General features: G+C 56.5%; 16 protein-coding genes and 2 tRNA genes. 4 read left to right on the forward strand and 14 right to left on the reverse strand.

All coding sequences use genetic code 11. The features are described 5' to 3' along the window. Positions 1-2: 2 nt before the first annotated feature. The 10 genes from bcsB to LSG25_RS00530 all read right to left on the reverse strand — a co-directional run bounded on the left by bcsB (position 3) and on the right by LSG25_RS00530 (position 12091). Complete coding sequence (gene bcsB, locus LSG25_RS00490; RefSeq protein WP_232742784.1) at positions 3-2261, reverse strand: cellulose biosynthesis cyclic di-GMP-binding regulatory protein BcsB; 2259 nt, start codon at positions 2259-2261, stop codon at positions 3-5. Beyond that, positions 2258-4915, reverse strand: a complete 2658-nt coding sequence (gene bcsA, locus LSG25_RS00495) for a UDP-forming cellulose synthase catalytic subunit (protein ID WP_232742785.1) — start codon at positions 4913-4915, stop codon at positions 2258-2260. Before bcsA ends, bcsB begins: the two co-directional genes overlap by 4 nt. Beyond that, positions 4894-5622, reverse strand: coding sequence for a cellulose biosynthesis protein BcsQ (bcsQ, locus tag LSG25_RS00500; protein WP_232742786.1), 729 nt, complete (start codon positions 5620-5622; stop codon positions 4894-4896). The genes bcsA and bcsQ overlap by 22 nt, the downstream gene beginning before the upstream one ends. Then, positions 5619-5849 (reverse strand): BcsR/BcsP family cellulose biosynthesis protein, encoded by a 231-nt coding sequence (bcsR, locus tag LSG25_RS00505; protein ID WP_232742787.1) that lies wholly within the window; start codon positions 5847-5849, stop codon positions 5619-5621. The genes bcsQ and bcsR overlap by 4 nt, the downstream gene beginning before the upstream one ends. Continuing rightward, positions 5828-7507 (reverse strand): cellulose biosynthesis protein BcsG, encoded by a 1680-nt coding sequence (bcsG, locus tag LSG25_RS00510; protein WP_232742788.1) that lies wholly within the window; start codon positions 7505-7507, stop codon positions 5828-5830. Before bcsG ends, bcsR begins: the two co-directional genes overlap by 22 nt. A 200-nt stretch (positions 7508-7707) precedes the next feature. Beyond that, positions 7708-8169: a VOC family protein gene (locus LSG25_RS00515; RefSeq protein WP_232742789.1), complete on the reverse strand. Its 462-nt coding sequence runs from the start codon at positions 8167-8169 to the stop codon at positions 7708-7710. Between the two features lie 43 nt (positions 8170-8212). Next, positions 8213-9286 carry an Ldh family oxidoreductase gene (locus LSG25_RS00520; protein ID WP_232742790.1) on the reverse strand — a complete coding sequence of 358 codons (1074 nt, stop codon included), beginning with the start codon at positions 9284-9286 and terminating at the stop codon, positions 8213-8215. A gap of 248 nt (positions 9287-9534) precedes the next feature. Further along, positions 9535-11202 (reverse strand): hypothetical protein, encoded by a 1668-nt coding sequence (locus tag LSG25_RS00525; protein ID WP_232742791.1) that lies wholly within the window; start codon positions 11200-11202, stop codon positions 9535-9537. A gap of 470 nt (positions 11203-11672) precedes the next feature. Continuing rightward, entirely contained in the window at positions 11673-11966 is a 294-nt protein-coding gene (locus LSG25_RS20465; protein ID WP_370635924.1) for a hypothetical protein, read from the reverse strand. A 48-nt stretch (positions 11967-12014) separates the two neighbouring features. Next, a tRNA-Met gene (locus LSG25_RS00530) sits at positions 12015-12091 on the reverse strand. A 299-nt stretch (positions 12092-12390) separates the two neighbouring features. Here LSG25_RS00530 and LSG25_RS00535 point away from each other — a divergent pair. Further along, positions 12391-12561 (forward strand): hypothetical protein, encoded by a 171-nt coding sequence (locus LSG25_RS00535; RefSeq protein ID WP_232742792.1) that lies wholly within the window; start codon positions 12391-12393, stop codon positions 12559-12561. A gap of 33 nt (positions 12562-12594) precedes the next feature. Here LSG25_RS00535 and LSG25_RS00540 read toward each other — a convergent pair whose 3' ends face one another. From LSG25_RS00540 to LSG25_RS00550, 3 genes are all read right to left on the reverse strand, one after another. Then, positions 12595-14256, reverse strand: a complete 1662-nt coding sequence (locus tag LSG25_RS00540) for an FMN-binding glutamate synthase family protein (protein WP_232742793.1) — start codon at positions 14254-14256, stop codon at positions 12595-12597. A 117-nt stretch (positions 14257-14373) separates the two neighbouring features. After that, on the reverse strand, positions 14374-15603 hold the full coding sequence (locus LSG25_RS00545) for a YeeE/YedE family protein (protein ID WP_232742794.1): 1230 nt from the start codon (positions 15601-15603) through the stop codon (positions 14374-14376). A gap of 130 nt (positions 15604-15733) precedes the next feature. Continuing rightward, positions 15734-17038, reverse strand: coding sequence for an arsenic transporter (locus LSG25_RS00550; protein WP_232742795.1), 1305 nt, complete (start codon positions 17036-17038; stop codon positions 15734-15736). Positions 17039-17176: 138 nt separating this feature from the next. Here LSG25_RS00550 and sugE point away from each other — a divergent pair, with 138 nt between their 5' ends. Both sugE and LSG25_RS00560 read left to right on the forward strand, forming a co-directional pair. Then, entirely contained in the window at positions 17177-17491 is a 315-nt protein-coding gene (sugE, locus tag LSG25_RS00555; RefSeq protein WP_232742796.1) for a quaternary ammonium compound efflux SMR transporter SugE, read from the forward strand. 46 nt (positions 17492-17537) lie between these two features. Next, the gene (locus tag LSG25_RS00560; RefSeq protein ID WP_370635925.1) at positions 17538-17975 is read left to right on the forward strand and encodes a GNAT family N-acetyltransferase; all 438 of its coding nucleotides are present in this window, start codon (positions 17538-17540) and stop codon (positions 17973-17975) included. A gap of 322 nt (positions 17976-18297) precedes the next feature. Here the strand turns inward: LSG25_RS00560 and LSG25_RS00565 are convergent. Beyond that, positions 18298-18382 (reverse strand) — tRNA-Leu (locus LSG25_RS00565). Positions 18383-18458: 76 nt separating this feature from the next. Here LSG25_RS00565 and rnr point away from each other — a divergent pair. Next, on the forward strand, positions 18459-20909 hold the full coding sequence (gene rnr / locus LSG25_RS00570; RefSeq protein WP_232742797.1) for a ribonuclease R: 2451 nt from the start codon (positions 18459-18461) through the stop codon (positions 20907-20909). Positions 20910-21016: the final 107 nt, after the last annotated feature.

A 21016-nucleotide genomic window follows, 5' to 3' on the forward strand; every position in this document is an offset into this window, starting at 1 on the left:
GATCAGGGCTTGTTATGTTCCGGCAACCGGCGACGAACTATTCGACGCATTGCGCACCAGAGCAGAAATGCAATCAGAAAGACGGCGATTCCCGATGCGGCGGCCATCAGGATTGGATGTGTATACAGGCGATACCATATCAGTGCCCACCAAGGCAGCGATCCGACGTAATAGACGGGGCCTACCTGTTGACTGTAGACGCCTGAATCGCGTACCAGGGCTACCGAGCCGCTGATTGCCGCACGTTTGCCGGAATCGCCGAGAGCAGTTCTCAGCAAGGTGTAGTCTTCGGGCGTGCTTGCCAGCAAGCCGACAATGCTGCGCTGCTCGTGAAATGGCGACTGCATACCCACAATGGCAGCAATGGGAGCCGTCGAAGCCACGCCTATTCGAGTAGTGGCTGCTGTGTTGGGTTCGCTTGATGTATTGGTCGCGAGCAGGTCGGGCACGGTATTGTGCGAACGCGCTTGACTGAGTTGGCTGTGAGCCGCATCCAGTATCAGGTTGACATCGGGGCGGTTGCGCAAATCGGCGGGCATCGAGCCGATAACCAGCAAGTCCGCGTCCCTCTTCGACGCCGTATCCCAGTCTGAAGTGATGGTGACGCCAAATCCTGGGTAACCGGTGCGAGCACCGATATTGCCCATGACATCGAGCATGGTCCCGATTTGCGCGGGGCCGGCCTTGGCAGGCATGACGATAACCGTTTCCGAAAGATCGGCCATGCGGCTGTAGGGAAATCCGGAGTTGGTAAATGTCTGGAGATTAGGTAACGCAATATAGTGTCTATAGCCGGAAAAATCCAAGGTTGACGTGTCGTCTATCGCGGCCCTGATGTCCGGCGGCAGCGAGGTTTGGCAGCGGTCTCGCTGCGCGCTCGCAATCGTGCTGGCATACGCAAAATCGAATCGTATTGTGTTGTTCATGCCGGGCCTTAATGCGGCCATCGACACGTTTTCGTCTGCGTTATACGGCTGGCCCGACTGCAGCGGGATGTGCAGCTTATCGACTATGGTTCGTTGCGAGGCATGCGCCAGAGGAAAGCTGGCAATGAACTTTGAATTGACGCTGATATTTAGCCGTGATTCGTCGACCGTTGACGGCGGAGTGTTATGGTATTTCAACTCCATCGGAATCCCTGGGCTGCGCCAGATAAAGAGATCTGGCGGCAGATTCAGGGTCAGTTCAATCGGGTGCGGACGTAATCCCGAAGTCTGCAGCTGTTCGGGATAATCGATGAGTGTCGAAAAAGGGGTGGGGCGATCGGTGTGTACCCAGTTCGGTGCATCGTAAGGGACTCGAGGCTCGAGTACCTGCACGCTGTTTATGCTGACGCTGTTTCCTCGGAACAATGGGCTGCCCAGCGCCAGAGCGGTCGCCGCCTGGACGAGATCCGCATCGTTGCGCCCCAGCACCAGCAACAATTTCGCGTAGGGATTGTCCGGCTGACTTATCATGTCGACGACAGGGCCTTGGACTTTAGGGTAGTTGCGCAGAAAGTCCGGCCGCTTGTCATTGGTGGCGAACACGATGGCGTGATGCCGTGGCAAGGTGTTGAATTCAACGGGGAAGCGCGCGCCTCGCCAGCCAGCCTTGCCTCCGAAATACGAAGCCAGAATTGCCGCGGCGCGTTGTTCCTCGGTGCTTGGCGTGCCGGCAAATACAAAGGGCAGTTCCAGTGTTGTGCGGGTTCCGGAATCGAAAAAGGGTTCAGGGAAATATGACAGGTCGTTCTTCAAAGCCAGAGCCTGTTGATCAAGATCTATGCTGCTTTCCCGGCTGATGTTCAGCCACAAAGCTGAATTTGCCGGATCCTCGCATACCATGGCGTAGTGCCCTATGAAATCCAGCCGTACGCGGTTGAAGTTGATAATGCGGCGAGCATCCAGGGGGATACGCTGTTTGACCTGCTTGCCTAATTGATCCTGAGTGATGGGCAGCACTGCCATGAGCTCGTCATTCAGGAAAACACGTACTTGAGACAAGCTGGGCACGAGAGAGGGCGAGGGCGTGTAGATAAGGTTTAGCGCTGCGCCGGTGGCGATACGATCGCGTTGAAGGCTGAAATCGATCTGTTCGCTGGTATGTATGCCTTGCAAGGCCAAGTCTTGTGCCTTGCCGAGCTGCTCGAATGTTATCGTGTTTTTGAACGCGCCCGGAGAAATCTCGGCTGCAATAGCCATTCTTCCGCAAGCCAGCAATTGTGCGCAAATCAATGCCGACACGACCAGCCAGTATTTGATTGAAATTGCACTTTTCATTTGGGAGCCGGCCTGTAAGATAAGGATGAAGAAGGTGCCGAGATGGGGCGCGGCAGAAAAGACATGATCCAAAGAGCAAGTGACGCGATGCCTTTCAATGGTGCGCGGATCGGGCGAGGGGTGTATGTGGCAAGGCGGATGTAGCCGCGTACACTGGTTGCGACCAGGTTGTACAGGCTATGCAGAGGTTTGTCCGTCTGAAAGCCGGACGACCAGCTTAGCCATGCGTCGGCGCGAGCGTATGTGCATAGCATGAAATTGCGGTATTGATGCTCATCCATCCGTTCGAGGAGCACGCTAATATTGTTGGCTTGCGTACGTACGATGGTTCCCGCAAAGGCAAATTCCCGCTGCCCGCGCTGCAATAGCACCGTGATGGCAGTCCCCTTGTTGACGAGATCGGGTTCATTCGTCGTCAGGCTGACGCCATTATCGGAGTAGTCGTTCAATACAACCGGGTAGAAATGGCCGTTGGGCAGGCCCAGGGCGGCCGGCAGTTCCGTGGCAACGCGCGGCGACTGTCGTACCTGGCGTGTTTCCGCGGCGACGGCTACCGCCGCGCCAATGATGACAAGATTGTAGGCAACCCAGAGCATGGTGACGATGACCGTCAGGATTTCATCTCGAGGCCCAGCCGCCAGCCGCCAGATGCCGAATCCAATGCCCAGCAGATTCAGTGTGGCCAGCCAGAGGTACGGCCGGGATATGGCCCAGTCGAAATATTGTTTATCGATCAGTCCTCCCTTCGCCGTGACATTGAAGAGACCTTTGCTTGGCCGGATCAGGGCAACAGTGGTAGGCCAGGCTATGTACCAGGCCAGGACAGTTTCATAGACCTCGCTCCAGAATGAATGGCGATATTGGCCTTGCATGTGCGAGCTGGTCAGGCTGGCGTGGATCATGTGCGGCAACACATACAGAACGATGGCAATGGCCGGCGCATAAATGATGTAGGCGTGAAGCAGCAGGAATGCCAGTGGGGCAAGCAGGAAGATGAGCCGCGGCAGGCCCGCCAGAAAATGCAGGGTGGCGTTCAGGTAGCAAAGCCGCTGACACAGCGATAATCCTTTACCCAGCATGGGATTGTCTGTGCGGAAAATCTGCACCATTCCACGAGCCCAGCGTATGCGCTGCCCTATATGAGCCGAAAGACTTTCAGTGGCCAGCCCGGCGGCTTGTGGAATGCGCAGGTAAGCCGAGGAATAGCCGGCACGATGCAGTCGCAGCGCTGTGTGGGCATCTTCAGTTACGGTTTCAACGGCAAAACCCCCTATTGCGTCGATCGCCGAACGTCGCAGCACGGCGCAAGAACCGCAAAAGAAGGTGGCATCCCAGGTGTCATTGCCGTCTTGCGTCAGGCTGTAGAACAGTATGTTTTCGTTGGGCTGGCTGCGGAAGTTGCCCAGGTTGCGCTCGAACGGGTCCGGTGAAAAGAATTGGTGCGGTGTTTGCACGAGGGCCAGGTTTTTCTCTTGCAGGAACCAGCCGGTGGTCAACTGCAGGAACGATCGGGTGGGGATATGATCGCAGTCGAAAAGGGCCAGCAGTTCGCCATGGGTTTGGGCCAACGCATGGTTAAGATTGCCCGCTTTGGCATGTCGGTTGTCGGGGCGCGTGATGTAGCCCACACCGGCCTGGTCAGCAAACTCGCGAAATTCACTGCGCCTGCCGTCGTCCAAAATATAGATATGCAGCTTGTCCTTGGGCCAGTCCAGCCCCGTTGCGGCAAGGACGGTGCGGCGCACTACGCTCAAATCTTCGTTGTAGGTGGGGATAAGCACATCGACCACGGGCCAGGTACGGCTGTCTTGCGGGAGCTGCATTGGCTTGCGGTCCAGGGGCCATAGCGTCTGGATATATCCAAGCATCAATACGACCCAGGCATGGGTTTCCGCTATCAGCAAAGTTATGCCGAAAAAAAGGTCAGTGTTGTCGTCCCAGTTCAGCGTGGCGGTATAACGCCACCACAAGTATCGACACGACACAATAACCGAAAGGACAACCAGTATCATGATGGAGAAGCGTCCCGGCATGCGTCGCACGACCATCGCTACAGCCCACAATATCAAGACAAAAACAAGCTGCGCTTTCCAGTTGAATGGCTGGGTAATACACAGTGCCGCCAACGCCGCGGTTACGGCGATAGTCGCGCCGAGTATGATGTGGCGGCTGCCGGCGCGCATGTGTCCCAACGCTGCCAGGCTGGCTTCCACACCGCGATTGCGCGAAATCCTCTCTGGAATTTGTTCCATGTGCAAGAGATACCAGGCGCGGCAGCGCGCCAGCAGGCGCTTCGCTGCTGATATGAGTGGTTTTCCGCCGGCCGGCGATGGCTTGTCCAGCAAGGGTTGCCTGACACAGATCAGCCACAGGCTTTGAATAAAATAGCGCAAGGGATCGGCCGGTTTTGGACGGCTTCGGAACAGATGTGCAAATCCGCCATGCTGTGGGTCCAGCACGGCTTGCCACGATGGTGAATCGAGCCGCAACAGGCTGTACGCCAACAGATATCCAAGCGTGAGCAAAGCGGCGGTAGGCGTCGAAGCCTGGCGCTTTTGTTGAAAATGCTTGTAGCGAATCGCCAGCGCGTGGCATGCCGGTCGGGTCAGCAGCAGCTGCAGGCGAACGCCGATCATGACTTCGTCCCCCGCCATGCCCGGCACCACGATGCCAGGCTCGCTGCGTCCTGCGCAGCCAGGCTTTGCGGGCGATAATCGCCAACTGGTTGTTTTTGGCCCAGGGCCTCGGGTATGGATTCATCGCGATGCACCACTTGCTGAATCATTGCATTACCCAGTTGACCCTGCCATAGCAGCCGTATGTCGCGCTGTAAATGACTAAGGGGATCGAAGCGGGTGATCAGGTATTGGCAGTCGTCCCGATGCGGGAGGTTGTGCAGCAGGGCGCAACTGGCCGGATCAGCCTCCATGGTCGTGATGCGCAGTTCGCATTCGGACATGAGCGGCAAAGCGGCGGGTTCGGACACGGGCAGATCGACAAGAATCATGCCATAGCGGTTCGATAATGCGGCTAAATGGTTGGGCCAGGCTTCCCATAATGTGTTTAAGGCATGAGACGTGTTGGAGCGCTCCGATCGGGCCGGTTGCCCAAAGGGAAGCAGATGAAGCCCTGGTTTGATCTCGCGGGCGGTGTCATACCAGGCGCCGCCGTTTACCTGGGCTGTGGCCCAGCCGCCTGGGTCGGTCAATGGAATGCCAAAGTGCAGGCGCAGCAGGTTTTCGGGAGCAAGATCGATCATCAGCACGGTTTCACCCATGGCATGCAGCGCATTGCCTATGGCCGCCACTGTCGAGGTGGTTCCCACACCACCTCGTATGCCGCGAAATGCGGCGTGCATCATGTTGCCGCCTGCTTGTCAGGCAAGGCGGCAAGTTCTGCCAGCAGGGGCCAGCGTTCCAAAATTGCACGCCGATCCTCCTGGTCTGTGAGCTCTTTGTATTGCAGCCCTGGCAGATTCAAATTTTTCATCAACGATTCGATGTCGTCTTTCGATGCGGTAAGCGTGGCTTGATTCATGGCGGCCTTTTCTTTTGTCGGTGAGGCTGTTAATGCGGGTACTCCTGCCATCCGGAATCTCCCAGGCGGATGTAGGGCGAATTCTGATAGAACATGACGATGGAGCTATCCGTTTCCGACACTCTTTCGGTTTTCGGCAGGTCTTTCACCAGGGCCTGCCAGTCGAAATCGGGTGCAGAGAAGGCCTTGCCGTCGCGCAGGCGCGAAACTATTTCAGACAGGGCCAGAAAACTGCTTTGGTCGCTGATTTGGATTGGCCCGCCTTGATGTGGTGTTTTGACGCCAATCAGTTTGACCAGAACGGGAACGTGCGTAATGTCGGGGCTTGGGATCTCGCGCAGCCCGGCAATCTGCAGGCGGTCGCCGCGCAACGCGGCCCCATGTTCGGGCACGATCAGCACGACTACAGGCCGGCCGCTGCGTTCAAGCTCGGCTAGAAAAGTGCTCAGGTCATCCAGCAAAGCCTGCAGGCGGGGCTGATATTCCGCCCGTTTGCTGCCACCATTGGGGATGATGAATCGATTGCCGTCGTGCAGCGTAATTGTGTTGTAGAACAAGGCTTCGCGCTGTGCCGGAGTTTGCTGCCGCTGTTGCCACCAGGCGTTCAACACATCGAGGTCGCGCCATACGGGCGAACCGTCGAAAGCATTCAGTGCACGAGGCAATTGTGCTGTTTTGACTGTTGGCGCCGGTAGTTGGCCTTGGGTGCGCAGCGTGTCCAGGTAGCCGCCGTATTTGCCATCGTGGTTAAGCGCCAGCGATGTTGTAAAGCCGAGCTCGTGCAGGTTTTCGAGCAGGAAACAGCCGGAGGCGGGCGGTTTATACAGTGCCGAGTGAGGCTCTTGCCCGCAACTGGCTCGCAAGAGCCGGATTCCCGCGGGGGCGCTGTACGATGTCGCTGAATTGAAATTATCGAAAATGATGTCCATCTTTCCGAATAATGGATGATTGCTCAGATTTACATCTTCCAGATCGGCCCAGGATAGCGAGCAGATATTCAAAATCAAGAGATCGAATGGACTTGCATGACCTGTTATCGGCGGAAACGCCGTCTTGCGTGTTTTTTCGTATTTGTAGAATGCCTGTAGATGTGCTTCGAGATTGGCGCTGGTGGGGGGTAGCGGCGCTGCTTTTGCTGTCGCGTCTGAGGCAGGGGTAGCGGTGGCAAGTTGCGCCGCTGTCTGGGCAGGGGTGTTTACGGCCGCATGGACAATAGCTTGTGTGACGATAGGTTTGGGCAGGCTGGGCAGTGCCACGTATAAAAGTGCCGCTACTGTAAACACGGTCGCCCTGAGCCACTGGGACAGAAATAAATAGGCAACCAGCAGCACCAGCGCTGCGCCTATCATCGGTACATCAATGAAGCGTTGCACCAATTCGAGCAAATAATCAGTGGAAAATTTGGAAATTTCTTCGGCACCGGTCAGAAGACGGCTTGCCGGCGGCAGCCAGGTGTCGTAATAAAACAGCGCCACGCCTGCGGGGATGGCAACAATATGGCGTAGCCGATGTAGCCAGACAGGAGGGAGCGGCACAAGCAAGGCCGCTGCAAATGTCAAGTTGGCGAGTGGGTGGAAATCTAGAAAGCCACCCCAAAGCAACGCAAACTTCGCCAGAAAATACAGGTTCCAGATGCCTAGCCCGCGCCAGTGGCGCAGCAATGGCGGAGTTTCAATATGGCTTTCTTCATGAAACTGGCCGCCTGGCATTGCGTCTGTCCCGGGAAGGTGACCATTCGAATTGCATGCCTGCGAATTGTCACTATATTGGCTGTAACAAACTTTCTTATATTATAAATATGTTTCACGTTTGTTGCCAAAATTTATTTCAGAAGCGTAGACCGCAATTGCCCGGTTTGTTCCAGCCACGCCTTGGGTTCTTTGGGGCGATGGGCCTTATACCCATGGATTCAGACCCATCCGTCGATTTTCAGGCCGCTGGCCTGCTCGGCTTCTTCGCGGGTCACGGTGCGCACGGTCTGGCCGAAACTCCACACGTGGCCTTCCGGGTCGCGCGCGGCATAGACGCGGTCGCCATAGAACTGGTCTTCCGGCTCGCGCGTGATCACCGCGCCGGCCGCGCGCGCACGTGCGCAGTGTTCGTCGATGCCGTCCTTTAACTGCACATGGACCGACTGAGTGTTCTTGCCATGCACGGACACAGGACTCGCTGCATGTTCGGCCCATTCGCTGCCGATCATTATGTAGCCGTCGCCGAATTTCATTTCCGAGTGGCCAAGCTGGCCTTCGGTATCGGTGATAACCATTGAACGCTCAAAACCGAAGGCCTTTTCGAGCCAGTCGAGTGCGGCAAAAGGGTCTTTGTAAAACAATGCAGCGCCGAATGTGGGGCGGGAAAACGGATCGGCCATGGCTATCTCCTTTACTAGCTGGTGATGGGTATAAAAGGTCTGGCTAACTCGGAGCGAGTATTTCATCGTCGACCTTGAGCCTGGCCGCGTAATCTCGTAATGCCTGTAGTGTCGAAGGACTAACGGGTACGCCATGCTTGCGGGCATGGGCAATGTTCCTGTCCGCCTTTTCGCCTGGCAGTCGTACCGGCTGATCTGGGTCGATCGGCGGATTGGCGCGGCACTCTTGCGCCAGGAATTCCATTTGCTCGACGAAGGATTCACGGCCCGCGAAGGCGTCCGGATCGATCAGTTGCAGATAGACGCTGGCGCCCCAGCGTTCAGGCGCGTCTTTGCGGCCGAATCCGCTCAGTCCTTGGGTCAGCGCCTCTACCATGAGTGCCAGGCCGAAGCCCTTGTGGCCGGCTTCGACACCACCCAGCAGCATCAGGCTGCCACGGGGCGTGGTTTGCTCAAGGTAGCGGGGATCGTGAGTGGGCTTGCCCTGCGGGTCGAGAAGCCAAGCCTGCTCGAATAGTCCGCCCGCCTGCGCTTTTTCCCGCGTCATCGAGACGGTAGTGATCGACGCGCAGGTATCCACCAGTACCGGGGACTGCGCGGTGGGGTAGCCAATGGCAATGGGGTTGGGACTGAATAGCGGCACCGTCCCGCCATAAGGCGCAACGTATTTGCCATGCGGTCCGGAGGAAAGCAGCATGGCATAGTACCCGCGATCGGTTGCCTGTTTCACCAGCGCGGCCAGGCAGCCTATATGGTGGCTGCGGCGGATGGAAAAGGTGACCACGCCATGCTGCGGCAGGCGTTCGAAGCCGGTCTGCAAGGCGGTTTCCACCAGCCAGAGGCCGGGCAGATAGTTGCCGTCCCAGACGACGGTCGGGCCGGTATCTTTGACCACCGTGTAGTCGCCGCTGGCAGACATGCCGCCTTGTTCCAGTTGGTCCAGATAGGGCTTGCATTGCGCCAGGCCATGGGTGGTGCGGCCCATCATGTCGGTCAGTACAAGCAGCCGGGCCACACATGCGGCCCGTGGCGATGCCAGCCCCGCCGCTGTGAACAGGCCGGTTGCCAATGCCGTCAAAGCGTCGGCTTGAAAGTAGCGAGGCTGTTGTTCTGCCATGAGTATGTTTCCAATATTGTCTTTGTCGCGTCGAAATGACAGCGCTATCATTTGTGGCACGCTAGCACTGCCAATTTGAAAGAGCAAGTTTCGTTTATTGGCGTGGCCGCGACCGCGTGTCGGGGTTACGCGCTTGGCCGTTCCACGAAACCTTGAATGCTTTTGCGGAGCCGGCCTATTTTTGCGGAGCAAGAAAAAGCCCCCCGATTTCTCGAAGGGCCTGCAATTCCTGGGTGACAATCGTTTTGTTACTCGCTGCCTTCCTCCCGTGTAATTGATAAATCACATTCCCAGTGGAAGGTTATTGCCTTGATGTTGTTGCGCTTGTCGCTTGCTGAGCCTGTGCCAGCGTATCCAGATAGCCCAGTCAATCGGGTATTACTGGTATTTTCCAATGGCTGCACGTCAAACTGCCAGCCGCCACCGCTCTCACCACCGTAGATTGACTGGCCCGTGCTGGTGGTAAAGCCCAGAGCATTGATAAGGCCGGTTTCGTAGCCTTTCGCTGACACGATACGTTCTCCCTGTGCTAGCTCCAAAGGCTTCTCGCCGCCACCGCCTGTGGACCCAACACGCCCTTGCGGAGCTCCGTCTATAGTCAGTTCAAGGGCATCCACCAAGGTGCCTGTCCACAAGGTGGCACGGCTGATTGAGCCTGATTCCGCCGTTTGGCTAAATGTTGGAACATTCTGGTACGCGCCATAAGGTCCCACAGCATAGTTCAATGTGGGAGGTGTGATGGGCTCTGTGGAAGCATTCGGATCGAAGTATTTCCAAAGCTGTCCAATGGCATTGTGAGTGTCCAAGGTTAGCGCCAGCTTATTGAGCACTTGGTCCGAATATTGCTCTTTCAGGTACAACAGATTATTGCAGTTTGGATCGTATGATCGGTACCCGCTGTCTCGGTACCCGTTGTACAGATCAATCAGATATGACGTCTTTGACGCGCCTTCTTCTCGAATCATTATCTGATCCTTGCGTGCCAAAAGGATATTGTCACGTGCGGTATTTATATGTTCTTGGTATTTAGCAATGGAACTTTGTATTCCTTCTATTAGTTTGTTGCGAGTTTCTGGCGATGGTTCCTTACCGTAGTAATAGACATAATGCTCTAGGTTCTCCCGCAGCGTCGCCAATCGCAAAGTGGCATACGGAACCACAAACAAGTACGTGTTTTGTGGATTTTTGTCTGGAGGCATGAAGAATGATTCTAGATTGTTGATAGTATCGTACAGATTGCGGAAATTCCATGTTTTGTACGATTGATCCTCCTCGGGAACCTCCACATAAGCAATTGCGGCTTTCCGAAGGGTGTCGAGTGAATTCTGGAGCCCGTCATATTTTATCTGCCAGTAGACACCGGCAATAGCCTGGTTCAGATAATTTTGAGCGCAGCCCCACAATTGATCATTGTTATTGGGGCTCGGCCAGAAAGCGCCTATGGTGGCAGTAATTAGGCCGCCGATCACCGGGATTTGCTCAATGCCATAGGCTATAACGTTGCGTAAGTAGGAATTGACCGTTTCGGCACTGACAATGTCGTCATCTTCGGCTAACTCTATGGCAATCGGCGTCACGCCACCTTTGCGCGCGTCAACGAACCCCGGTGGATAGTGATCATACATTTTGAAACTTTCAATATCTCCCCCCACGCCGTATTCATCTAAATTTCCTATTTCAGAACTAGGGCCAAAACCTACAGCAACCCCCTGGAAGTCACGTTTCGTGTAAACCCACAGCCAAGTGCGTGAACCCGTCTTCAATGAATCCGGTTCGTCTCCTAGTTTGTCCCCGTCCGACTGTTTATAGTCGTCCATGTTATTGACTGACTTCGTAGGCCCTTCGGCGTCGATACGACGAGTTGGCTCTGCAAAGTCATTGTGATCCCAGAATTGCACCCAGCAGCCGTCTGACATAAGAGATTCTCCTTTATGTTCAAAGATAGGTTAGCCTGATTGACTCCCATCGTTCGGCTGGCGATTATTCGCCGATGACCGCACAACACACGTTGTTAGCGACCGTGCAGCTTATATCGACGAAGGAGATCAATTCGTGTCGAAATGTTGTGGCGCTGCACATCGCTCCACATCGTCCCAGATAACAGCTGATACATAGCGTTGATCTAATCAGGTAAATTAGGGTAGCAAAAAGTGTGAATTGCAACAATACAAAGCCCTATTTAATAACTAATCATTACAAGTCAAAATATGCTGTAGTTTCTCCGGTCTGTCTGCTGACGTTCCTTCTCGTTTTTAGCTATGCAGGTGGATGACATTGTCAGCGATGATAGTAGCGGAGTGGACGGCAGCCCACTTCGCGAATTCGTCTATATTGAGATGCCGCCTTTCCCGCCGAACCTTGTTTTTTCCGGCCAGGGGAGCGCCGATCAGGTGTAGTGCAGATTCATCGTTGGCCGAGTGCGGATGGCCCGCTCGCGACACCGGATCTCTTTGGCAAAGCGCTCTGTAAGGTATTGGGCAAGCAGTCTGGCAAGGAACAATGAGAAAATCCCTGCAATACACTTTCCTTGGCGAAGGCACATAGCCGTCTTGTTGACGGATTGGTGGGAACTGCTGATGTTGCCGGTTTTCCACTCTGCAACCATGAGGCCGGCGCTTGTTTTGGCGGCATCAGCGTTCCCAGGCTTGAAGTCTTTCCGCGGTTGGCACTTTGTTGACAAATGGCGGATATGAAAAGGGGCTAGCTGTTGCTAACCCCTTGATATCTTTGGTGGCGCATCCCTGATTCGAACAGGGGACCTGCGGATTATGATTCCGTCGCTCTAACCGGCTGAGCTAATGCGCCAAAGCCCAGAACTATAGCATAATTTAAGATGGATGTGCGGGCCGAGGGGCCGCTTTTCAATTGGATTTTCGCCAAGCCGGCGAGCCCGGGCGGAATGGCTAAAATGGCCTGGTGACATACGAGGGTGGAAATATAAAGGCCCCACCTTTTGGCAGGGCCTTACTGCCTGGATGGCAGTGAACACCGCTAAAAAGCAGTGTTTTATGAACTACCCTTGAGAGTAGTTGAACTGCCTTTGAGGCAGTGACTTCACGATAATACCAATTTTTTTATTTGGCAACTCAGGGCAAATACTAGGTATGAAAATATTATCAATTTGCGTTCTGGCGGCACTGCTTGCCGCCTGCGCCAGCCCGTCTTCGCCGCCGGACACGACAGCAAGGGGAACGTCGAATGCGTCGCCTCGGTCGGGGGTCGAGTTTTATGGAACCATCGATGCAGGAATCGGTTCGCAGCGAATTTCGCGCTAGGGCGCTGGGCCGTGGCCAGGCCGTTGGACCGTCTCATGATGCATCGACAGGCATTGGCGTGATGTTGCCGGATAACGCGGCGCTTAGGCTGTGGGTTGGTGCAAACGATTCGGCCTGCGCCATGGGCCAGGCGACCCTGAATATGGTTTGCCGGAACTTCCCGTCCAGCAACTCGCCTTTTTCCAGGTCGGGGAACAGGGCCGACAGCACCCGGACTTCACCGCTGGGTATGCGTCTGGCAATATGATGCGGGCGAAGCTCGCAGGGGTGTTCGAGCCCGGCTGCGCCAAGCAATTCGCCCAGGGCTTTCAATGTGTTCTTGTGGAAGCTGGCTACCCGTACGGATTTGTCGCCGACCACCAGGCCTGCCTGCCGCTTCGGGTCTTGAGTCGTAACGCCAGTGGGGCAATTGCCCGTATGACAGGTCTGGGCCTGTATGCAGCCTATGGCGAACATGAACGCGCGGGCGCTGTTGCACCAGTCGGCCCCCATGGCCAGTGTGCGCGCCATGTCGAAAGCACTGATGATTTTTCCGGAAGCCCCCAGTTTGATTTGCTCGCGCAGGCCTATGCCGACCAGCGTGTTGTGAACCAGGCGCAGCCCTTCGCGCAAGGGCGTTCCCACATGGTCCACGAATTCGATGGGTGCCGCGCCGGTGCCTCCCTCGGCGCCATCCACCACAATGAAGTCGGGGGTGATGCCGGTTTTCAGCATGGCTTTGGCGATGGCGAACCATTCCCACGGGTGGCCTACGCACAGTTTGAAGCCCACGGGTTTTCCACCGGAAAGCGTGCGCAGGCGTGCGACGAACTGCATCAGTTCGACGGGGGTGTTGAAGGCGCTGTGCTTGGATGGCGAATTGCAGTCTTGCCAGGCGGGCACGCCCCGGGCGGCGGCGATTTCGAGAGTCACCTTGGGGCCGGGCAGGATGCCGCCATGGCCAGGCTTGGCGCCTTGCGACAGCTTGATTTCAATCATCTTGATGCTGTCCTGCTTCGCCCGTTCGACAAACGCCTGCTCTGAAAAATTGCCCTGTTCGTCGCGGCATCCGAAGTAGCCCGAACCGATATTCCAGATCAGCGAACCGCCATGGGCCAGGTGGTAGCGGCTGACGCCGCCTTCGCCGGTGTCGTGGGCAAAATTGCCCAACGCGGCCCCTTTGTTCAGGGCCATGACGGCATTGGCCGAAAGCGCGCCGAAACTCATTGCCGAAATGTTCAGCACAGACAGGGAAACGGGCTGGGTGCAGTCGGGGCCGCCCAGATCGATGCGAAAGTCGCTGTCTTTCGGATGTGCCGGATCCATGGAATGATTGATCCACTCGTAGTCGGTGCCGTAGACGTCGCGCTGGGTGCCAAATGGACGTTTATCGATCTGCTGTTTGGCGCGCTGATAGACCAGCGATCGATCGGAGCGGGAGAACGGCAATTGCTGGGTGTCGTCTTCGAGAAAGTATTGGCGTATTTCCGGCCGGATGAATTCGAATATGAAACGCAGATTGCCGATGATGGGGTAGTTGCGCCGGATGGCGTGGCGGGTTTGGGTCAGGTCGGCGATTCCCACCGCCACGAGCGCGGCGAAAACCAGGGTTGCGATCAACCACCATGCGGTGAAGGCCAATGCCAGGCCCAGGGTGACCAATGTGCCGAGTATGGCCAGGTAAAATGCGGTGTAGCGTGTGAGCAAGCGATCCATGGATTGATCCTAGAGGTTCCTTGTGTCGAACCATACCAGAATTGGACGGCCGCGAGGGCCGTCCCCACCAACACCCATTGGCTCTGCCGCTCATCTCCCCTTGGAGACGCCGCCGGCTCAGCAAGCGCTCAGGCGCTGGGTTTTTTCGACCGACAGGCCGAACAGGGGACGCAGCCGTACGCCGAGGATGCTGCCCATGAAGGCGCTGGGCAACCAGATCCATGCATGCAGGCTGCCTGAAATCATGCCGCTGAAGTAGGCGCCGATATTGCAGCCCCATCCCAGGCGAGCGCCGAAACCCAGCATCAGGCCTCCCAATATGGCCGCCAGCAGCGACCGAAAGGGGACTTTCCATATGGGTGCGAAACGACCCGCCAGCGAGGCCGCCGCCAGGGCACCCAGCATAATGCCGATATCCATCACCGAAGTGACGTCCTGGCGTATCGGTGCAAACAGCGTGTCTTGATCATTGGCCCAGTACTGCCAGAAAGCGACATCGGATCCGCCCGCATCGAGTGCCTTGGCGCCCCACAGCGTGAAGGCCGAGGTGATGCCCCATGGGCGCCCGGAGATGGCCAGCGTGGCAAAATTGAGCAGTACCAGTGCGATCGCGCCCCAGACCAGCGGCCAGGGGCCGCGGATAAGCTGCCACAACGGCTTGCGTTCGATGCCGGCCGGCTTGACAAGCGCGCCGTGGCGGCGTTTTTCGATGCGGGTCGTAAGCCAGTAGATGAGCGCGAACACCACCAGGTTGGCGGCCAGGGCGACCGGCCACCCCCATTCTTTGACCAGAGAGGTTGGTGGCAATGAGGGGAGCGTGGCCCACCAGGTGAAATTGATCGTGGCCAGTACCGAGCCCGCCACAAAGCTGAACAGGGTAATGATCATGCGGGTGCTGCCGCCGCCCACGGCAAACAGCGTACCCGAGGCGCAGCCGCCGCCCAGCTGCATGCCTATGCCGAAAACGAAGGCTCCAATCACCACCGACAAGCTGGCGGGGGCGACAATTCCCGAAACGTGCTGGCCGAACAGGCTGCCTTGCGCCAGGCATGGAAAGAACAGCACGACGCCCAGTGCCAGCATGACCATTTGCGCACGCAAGCCCGCGCCGCGGCCATCGGAAACGAAGACTCGCCAGGCTTGGGTAAACCCGAATGAAGCATGGTAGAGCGTGACGCCCAGCAAGGCCCCCACGATCCACAGCGAGCTTTGGCGCCAGCCGACTTCCTGATTCAGGTAATTGGCGCCGATGGCAAGCAAAACTAACGATACGATTAGCGGCTTGTAGTTGATGCGCGACGACAGAGAGGGTGCAGCGGGATTCAACGCGGAGACTAACGTATTCATATAGGGGATCTGAAAGTGGGGCGAGGCGGATTCGCCATGAAAGCAGAGTCTAGCGGCAGGAGGCTTATTCTAAAACGAATATATGGATATTCTCTTATAGCTAATTATTATATAAAAATTTATAGCATAGTTAGTAGGTAATTTGCAGCCATGCCGCCAAGGCGATAAGAGTGACCAGCAAAACGGGTAACGTTAACACGATGCCTGTGCGAAAATAAGCGCCCCAGCCAATATTAATGCCGCGCCGAGCCAGTATATGCAGCCAAAGCAGCGTTGCCAGGCTGCCGATAGGGGTAATTTTTGGCCCCAGGTCGCTGCCTATGATGTTGGCGTAAATCATGGCGTGCTGCACCAGCTCGGGCGCGTGGGTGTCTTGTATCGACAGCATGCCCAGCAGTACACCGGGCAGATTATTGGTTACCGATGATAAAAAAGCGGCCATGAACCCGGTGCCCAGCGTGGCAATCCATAAGCCCGAGTCGGCGAAAAACTGGAACAAGGCTGAAAGCCACGCGGTGAGTCCGGCGTTGCGCAGGGCCAGCACGATCAAGTACATGCCCAGGGAGAAAAAAACGATATTCCATGGCGCCAGACGCAGCAGGCGGCGTGTGCCGACGATGTGGTTGCGGCCCGCCACGGCAAGCAGAACGCATGCCCCTGTTCCCGCGATGGCACTGGTGGGAATGTGGAAACGGCCCAGTGTGAAAAACCCTGCAAGAGTCAGAAGCAGGACTATCCAGCCGGCGTGAAAGGTTTGCCGGTCGCGGATTCCCGATGCGGGCGCAGGCAGGTTCCCGATAGCGTAGCGGTGCGGCACCAGTTTTTTGAAATACAGGCACAGCACGATCAGGCTGATGGCGATTGCCACCATGTTCACGGGCAGCATGACGGCCGCATAATCGCCAAAGCCTATCCTGAAGAAGTCGGCCGACAGGATATTCACCAGGTTCGAAATGCTGAGCGGCAGACTGGCCGTATCCGAGATGAAACCGGCGGCGATGACAAAGGCGAACAGAGGGGCGCCGGAAAGCCCGAGAGCCAGCAGAATCTCGATGACGATGGGAGTCAGTATCAGCGCGGCCCCATCGTTGGTCAGCAGACCTGAAATGCCCGCTCCAAATAGAGTTATCAAGATAAAAAGTGCGATTCCCCTGCCGCGGCCCCATCGAACGACGTGCAGGGCGAACCATTTGAAGAAACCGGCTTCGTCAAGAATGGAGTTGGTAATAATGATGGCGATCAGGGTGGCGGTGGCATTCCAGACAATCCGCCAGATTTCGGCTATATCGCTCAGGTGTATCAAACCCAGTACCAGGCAGGCTGCCGCTCCAAGCAGGGCGCTCCAGCCTATGCCTATTTGCCAGGGTTGCCTGATCACCAAGAACAGTGTGCCGACAAATATGGCCAGGGCTGCGGCGGCGGAGAGAATTGTCATGGAGGACTTGAGAATGCGGTTGGCGCGGCGGTGGATAAATGGTTGATAGTAGTAAAATCCCAGCTCTTCAGGAAGTGAGGACGACCTCACCGCTCCAATATTTAAACAGGGACGACCCTCTTGCTTAGAGAGCACAGTATGTCTTGGCTTATTCTCGTTGTCGCTGGCCTGTTTGAAATCGGTTGGGCCATTGGCCTTAAATATACCGAAGGTTTTACCCGCTTGTGGCCCTCTGTGGGTACCGTCGCCAGCATGGTGGTTAGCGTTGCCCTGTTGGGAGTTGCAATGAAAACTCTGCCGGTGGGCTCCGCCTACGCGGTTTGGGTGGGCGTGGGGGCTGTCGGAACTGTCATCCTGGGAATCATTCTGTTTGGCGATTCGGCCAGCCTGCCCAGATTGATCAGTGTGGGTTTGATTATTTTGGGCATAGTGGGGCTTAAAATCGCGGCGTAGCGGCCACGCCGCCTAGTACTGTCGAATGTCGCGCGGGGAGTCTTTCTTGATCGAGCAAATCACACTGGTTTTAGGCAATTGGGAAACGTACCAAGAGCCGGCCATGGAAGTCCGGTACGAGGTCTTCGTACAGGAGCAGCATGTGCCTGTCGAAGAAGAACGCGATCAGGAGGATGCCCATTGCGTGCATGCCGTGGCGTTCGGCCGGGACGGCAGGCCTGTCGGCACTGGGCGTTTGCTGCGCAACGCCCATATAGGCCGCATGGCGGTGCGTGCCACGCATCGCGGTCTGGGTGTGGGTTCCAGGCTATTGACAGCCTTGGTCGACGAGGCTCGCCGGCGGCAGTACCCCGAAGTGGTGCTGTCGGCCCAGGTTCATGCGCGTGCCTTTTACGAAGCGCACGGCTTCGTGGCCCAGGGCGAAACCTATATAGAGGCTGGCATTGAACACATCACCATGCGGCGGATATTGATTGCGGCCTGATGCGAAAGCGAAAGCCGCCGGGAAATGTGTTGCAGCGTGTTGCCGTATCCATCGGTTTTCGTTGAGGCGCATATGAATATGCTCTAAAATCTGGCGATGCTTGGCAGGGGGCGCAATGCTCTTTATCCATGCGGTTTCCAGACATTTTAGGACGATGCCGTCCCCAAAGATGGTGATTTTGGAGTTTCAGGAATTGGGCAGAAAAACACGGGGCAAAACGCCAAAAAGCTATACTGTCCCCAAGTCGTCCCCAAGGCTGTCCCCACGAGGCAACAAAAAACCCCGTAAATCAACGACTTACGGGGTGCTCTGTAATCATTTTTGGTGCCCAGGAGAGGACTCGAACCTCCACACCTTGCGGCACATGGACCTGAACCATGCGCGTCTACCAATTCCGCCACCTGGGCAAAACGTTTTGGCCTGAGCCAATTCGTTAAGAGGCGCAAGTATAACTTATTTTTTAATTAAACGGAAATTTATCTTTTGACCAAACGATCTAAAAACGAAGCTAATAAGAACGAGATCTCTAACGGTTTGTCTGAATTGCCTCCCGATTTTGACCCTGATGTCCCTAGCCGCGAAGTGATTCTGAAGCAATTGCGCGCGTCGGCACAGCCTGTAGCGCTGGATGCATTTGCCAAGTCTGTGGGCGCGTCGGTGCCTGTTTCCACTGGATTCGAGCGCCGCCTCAAAGCCATGGAGCGGGACGGGCAATTGTTCTTTACGCCTCAAGGCCAGGTGTCGATAAGCAGCAAGCCCGATTTTATTGCCGGGCGTGTGCAGGGCCACCGCGATGGCTTTGGCTTTTTGATGCGCGACGATGGCGGTCCCGACCTGTTTTTATCGCCGCGGGAAATGCTGAAAGTGCTGCATGGCGACCGGGTGCTGGCCAAGCCCGATGGCGAATACCGGGGCAAGCCCGAGGCGACCATTGTCGAAGTGGTCGAACGGCGCACCAACAAGCTGGTTGGCCGCTTCCTGAAAGAGCGGGGCGCACTTATCGTGGCTCCCGAGGATCAGCGCATCAAGCACGATATCCTGATCCCGGCTGCCGATACAGCGGGCGCCGAACATGGGCAGGTTGTGACGGTTCAAATCGTTCAGCAGCCTACGCGCCATACCCAGCCCTTGGGGCGTGTCGTCGAAGTGCTGGGTGAAATCGATGATCCAGGTATGGAAATTGAAATTGCGGTGCGCAAATTCGATGTTCCGCTGGATTTTTCCGAAGAATCCGTGAAGCAGGCGGCCAAGCTGCCGGGCACGGTAAAAGCGGGCGAACTAAAAGGCCGCATCGATTTGCGCGATGTGCCGTTCGTGACGATAGATGGCGAAGATGCGCGCGATTTTGACGATGCGGTATTTTGCATGCCCATCGATGTTGGCACGGAGAAGCGCAAAAAAACTGCGTGGCGTTTGCTGGTCGCAATTGCCGATGTGAGCCATTATGTGCGCGTGGGCGATGCGCTTGACGATGACGCGCTCGAACGCGGCACCAGTGTGTATTTTCCGCGCCGCGTGATTCCGATGCTGCCCGAGTCGCTGTCCAACGGAATTTGTTCGCTTAATCCCAAGGTCGATCGCCTGGTGATGGTGTGCGACATGGTGATCCACGCCAGTGGCGCCAAGGCCGGGACGGTCAGCGCTTATCAATTTTACGAAGCGGTTATCCATTCGCACGCCCGTACAACTTATACCGATGTCTGGGCCGCCTTGCAGCAGCCAACCGGGCCGGCTGCTCAAACCATGCTGAATGTCCTGCCGCATCTGCAGAATCTTTATGAGCTTTACCTGCTGTTCGCTCCCGCCAGAGTCAAGCGCGGCGCCATTGATTTCGACACGGTCGAGACCAAGATCCTGTGCAATCCCTTGGGCCGGATTGAAAAAATCGTCCCCTATACGCGCAATGATGCGCATCGCCTGATCGAAGAATGCATGCTGGCCGCGAACACGTGCGCGGCCGATTTCATGGTGCGCAACAAGCGCCAGGGTCTGTACCGGGTGCATGAAGGGCCCACTCCCGAAAAACTGAAAGCCTTGCGTGAATATTTACGCAACCTGGGCCTGACTCTTAACGGCGGCGATGATCCGAGCACGCACGATTACGCTCAACTGGTCCAGGCAGCCAGTAGCCGGCCCGATTTTGAAGTGTTGCAGACGATGTGCCTGCGATCCTTGCAGCAAGCCATATACAGCCCCGAGCAAATGGGGCATTTTGGCCTGGCGTATGAGCACTACACGCACTTTACATCGCCCATCCGTCGTTATCCCGATCTCTTGACGCATCGGGTCATCAAGTCGATTCTTGCGGGTAAACAGTATGTTCCGCAGATCGACGATGTGGCTGCCTCGGCGGCGCTGCCACGGGGTGAGCGCGAACACGCCATTTGGGAGAAGCTCGGCGTGTTGCTGTCCGCCCGGGAGCGTCGAGCTGACGATGCCTCGCGCGACGTGGAAGCATGGTTGAAATGCTGGTTCATGAAGGAGCATGTGGGCGAGGTCTTCAGCGGCCGGGTTACGGGTGTGGCCAGCTTTGGTGTTTTTATCACTCTCGAGACCCTGCACGTCGAGGGCATGGTGCATGTGTCCGAACTGGGTTCCGACTATTTTCAGTTCAACGAAGCCATGCATGAACTGCGTGGCGAGCGTACGGGTATTCGCTATCGGCTCACCGATGCGGTGCAGGTTCAGGTATCGCGTGTCGATCTCGAGGCGCGCCGCATCGAGTTCCGGTTGGTAAAGGGCACCGGCTTCAAGGAATTGAGCAAAGCCGTCGCTGCCCAGCCTGATCAGGCTGGGCAGCGACGTACAAAACGAGCCGCTCCCGCCAAGCCTGAAGCCTTGAAGGGGACCACCTCGCGTGAACGGCGGGCGGCGGCCAAGCGTAGCGAGAAAGCCGGCACCAGTTCCCGGAAACCAGGGCGGAACCGGCACTAAGGCATCAGGCCGCCTGCGGTCCGGCTTCGGCGGTCTGTTGTTTACAGCACTGCGATGCCGGGCCGGTTTTCTGCGTGGATATAAAATACGAAACGATAAGGTGGGTA

Source organism: Paralcaligenes sp. KSB-10 (assembly GCF_021266465.1).
Taxonomy (GTDB): domain Bacteria; phylum Pseudomonadota; class Gammaproteobacteria; order Burkholderiales; family Burkholderiaceae_B.

What these genes read in the sequence shown, in the direction of transcription:
- LSG25_RS00515 (WP_232742789.1), bottom strand. Translation starts at nt 8,169, where the DNA reads ATGGCCGATCCGTTTTCCCGCCCCACATTCGGCGCTGCATTGTTTTAC.
- bcsG (WP_232742788.1), bottom strand. Translation starts at nt 7,507, where the DNA reads ATGCCAGGCGGCCAGTTTCATGAAGAAAGCCATATTGAAACTCCGCCA.
- bcsA (WP_232742785.1), bottom strand. Translation starts at nt 4,915, where the DNA reads ATGGCGGGGGACGAAGTCATGATCGGCGTTCGCCTGCAGCTGCTGCTG.
- LSG25_RS00550 (WP_232742795.1), bottom strand. Translation starts at nt 17,038, where the DNA reads ATGACAATTCTCTCCGCCGCCGCAGCCCTGGCCATATTTGTCGGCACA.
- bcsQ (WP_232742786.1), bottom strand. Translation starts at nt 5,622, where the DNA reads ATGATGCACGCCGCATTTCGCGGCATACGAGGTGGTGTGGGAACCACC.
- LSG25_RS00535 (WP_232742792.1), top strand. Translation starts at nt 12,391, where the DNA reads ATGAAAATATTATCAATTTGCGTTCTGGCGGCACTGCTTGCCGCCTGC.
- sugE (WP_232742796.1), top strand. Translation starts at nt 17,177, where the DNA reads ATGTCTTGGCTTATTCTCGTTGTCGCTGGCCTGTTTGAAATCGGTTGG.
- bcsB (WP_232742784.1), bottom strand. Translation starts at nt 2,261, where the DNA reads ATGAAAAGTGCAATTTCAATCAAATACTGGCTGGTCGTGTCGGCATTG.
- LSG25_RS00525 (WP_232742791.1), bottom strand. Translation starts at nt 11,202, where the DNA reads ATGTCAGACGGCTGCTGGGTGCAATTCTGGGATCACAATGACTTTGCA.
- bcsR (WP_232742787.1), bottom strand. Translation starts at nt 5,849, where the DNA reads ATGGCAGGAGTACCCGCATTAACAGCCTCACCGACAAAAGAAAAGGCC.
- LSG25_RS00545 (WP_232742794.1), bottom strand. Translation starts at nt 15,603, where the DNA reads ATGAATACGTTAGTCTCCGCGTTGAATCCCGCTGCACCCTCTCTGTCG.
- LSG25_RS00520 (WP_232742790.1), bottom strand. Translation starts at nt 9,286, where the DNA reads ATGGCAGAACAACAGCCTCGCTACTTTCAAGCCGACGCTTTGACGGCA.
- LSG25_RS00540 (WP_232742793.1), bottom strand. Translation starts at nt 14,256, where the DNA reads ATGGATCGCTTGCTCACACGCTACACCGCATTTTACCTGGCCATACTC.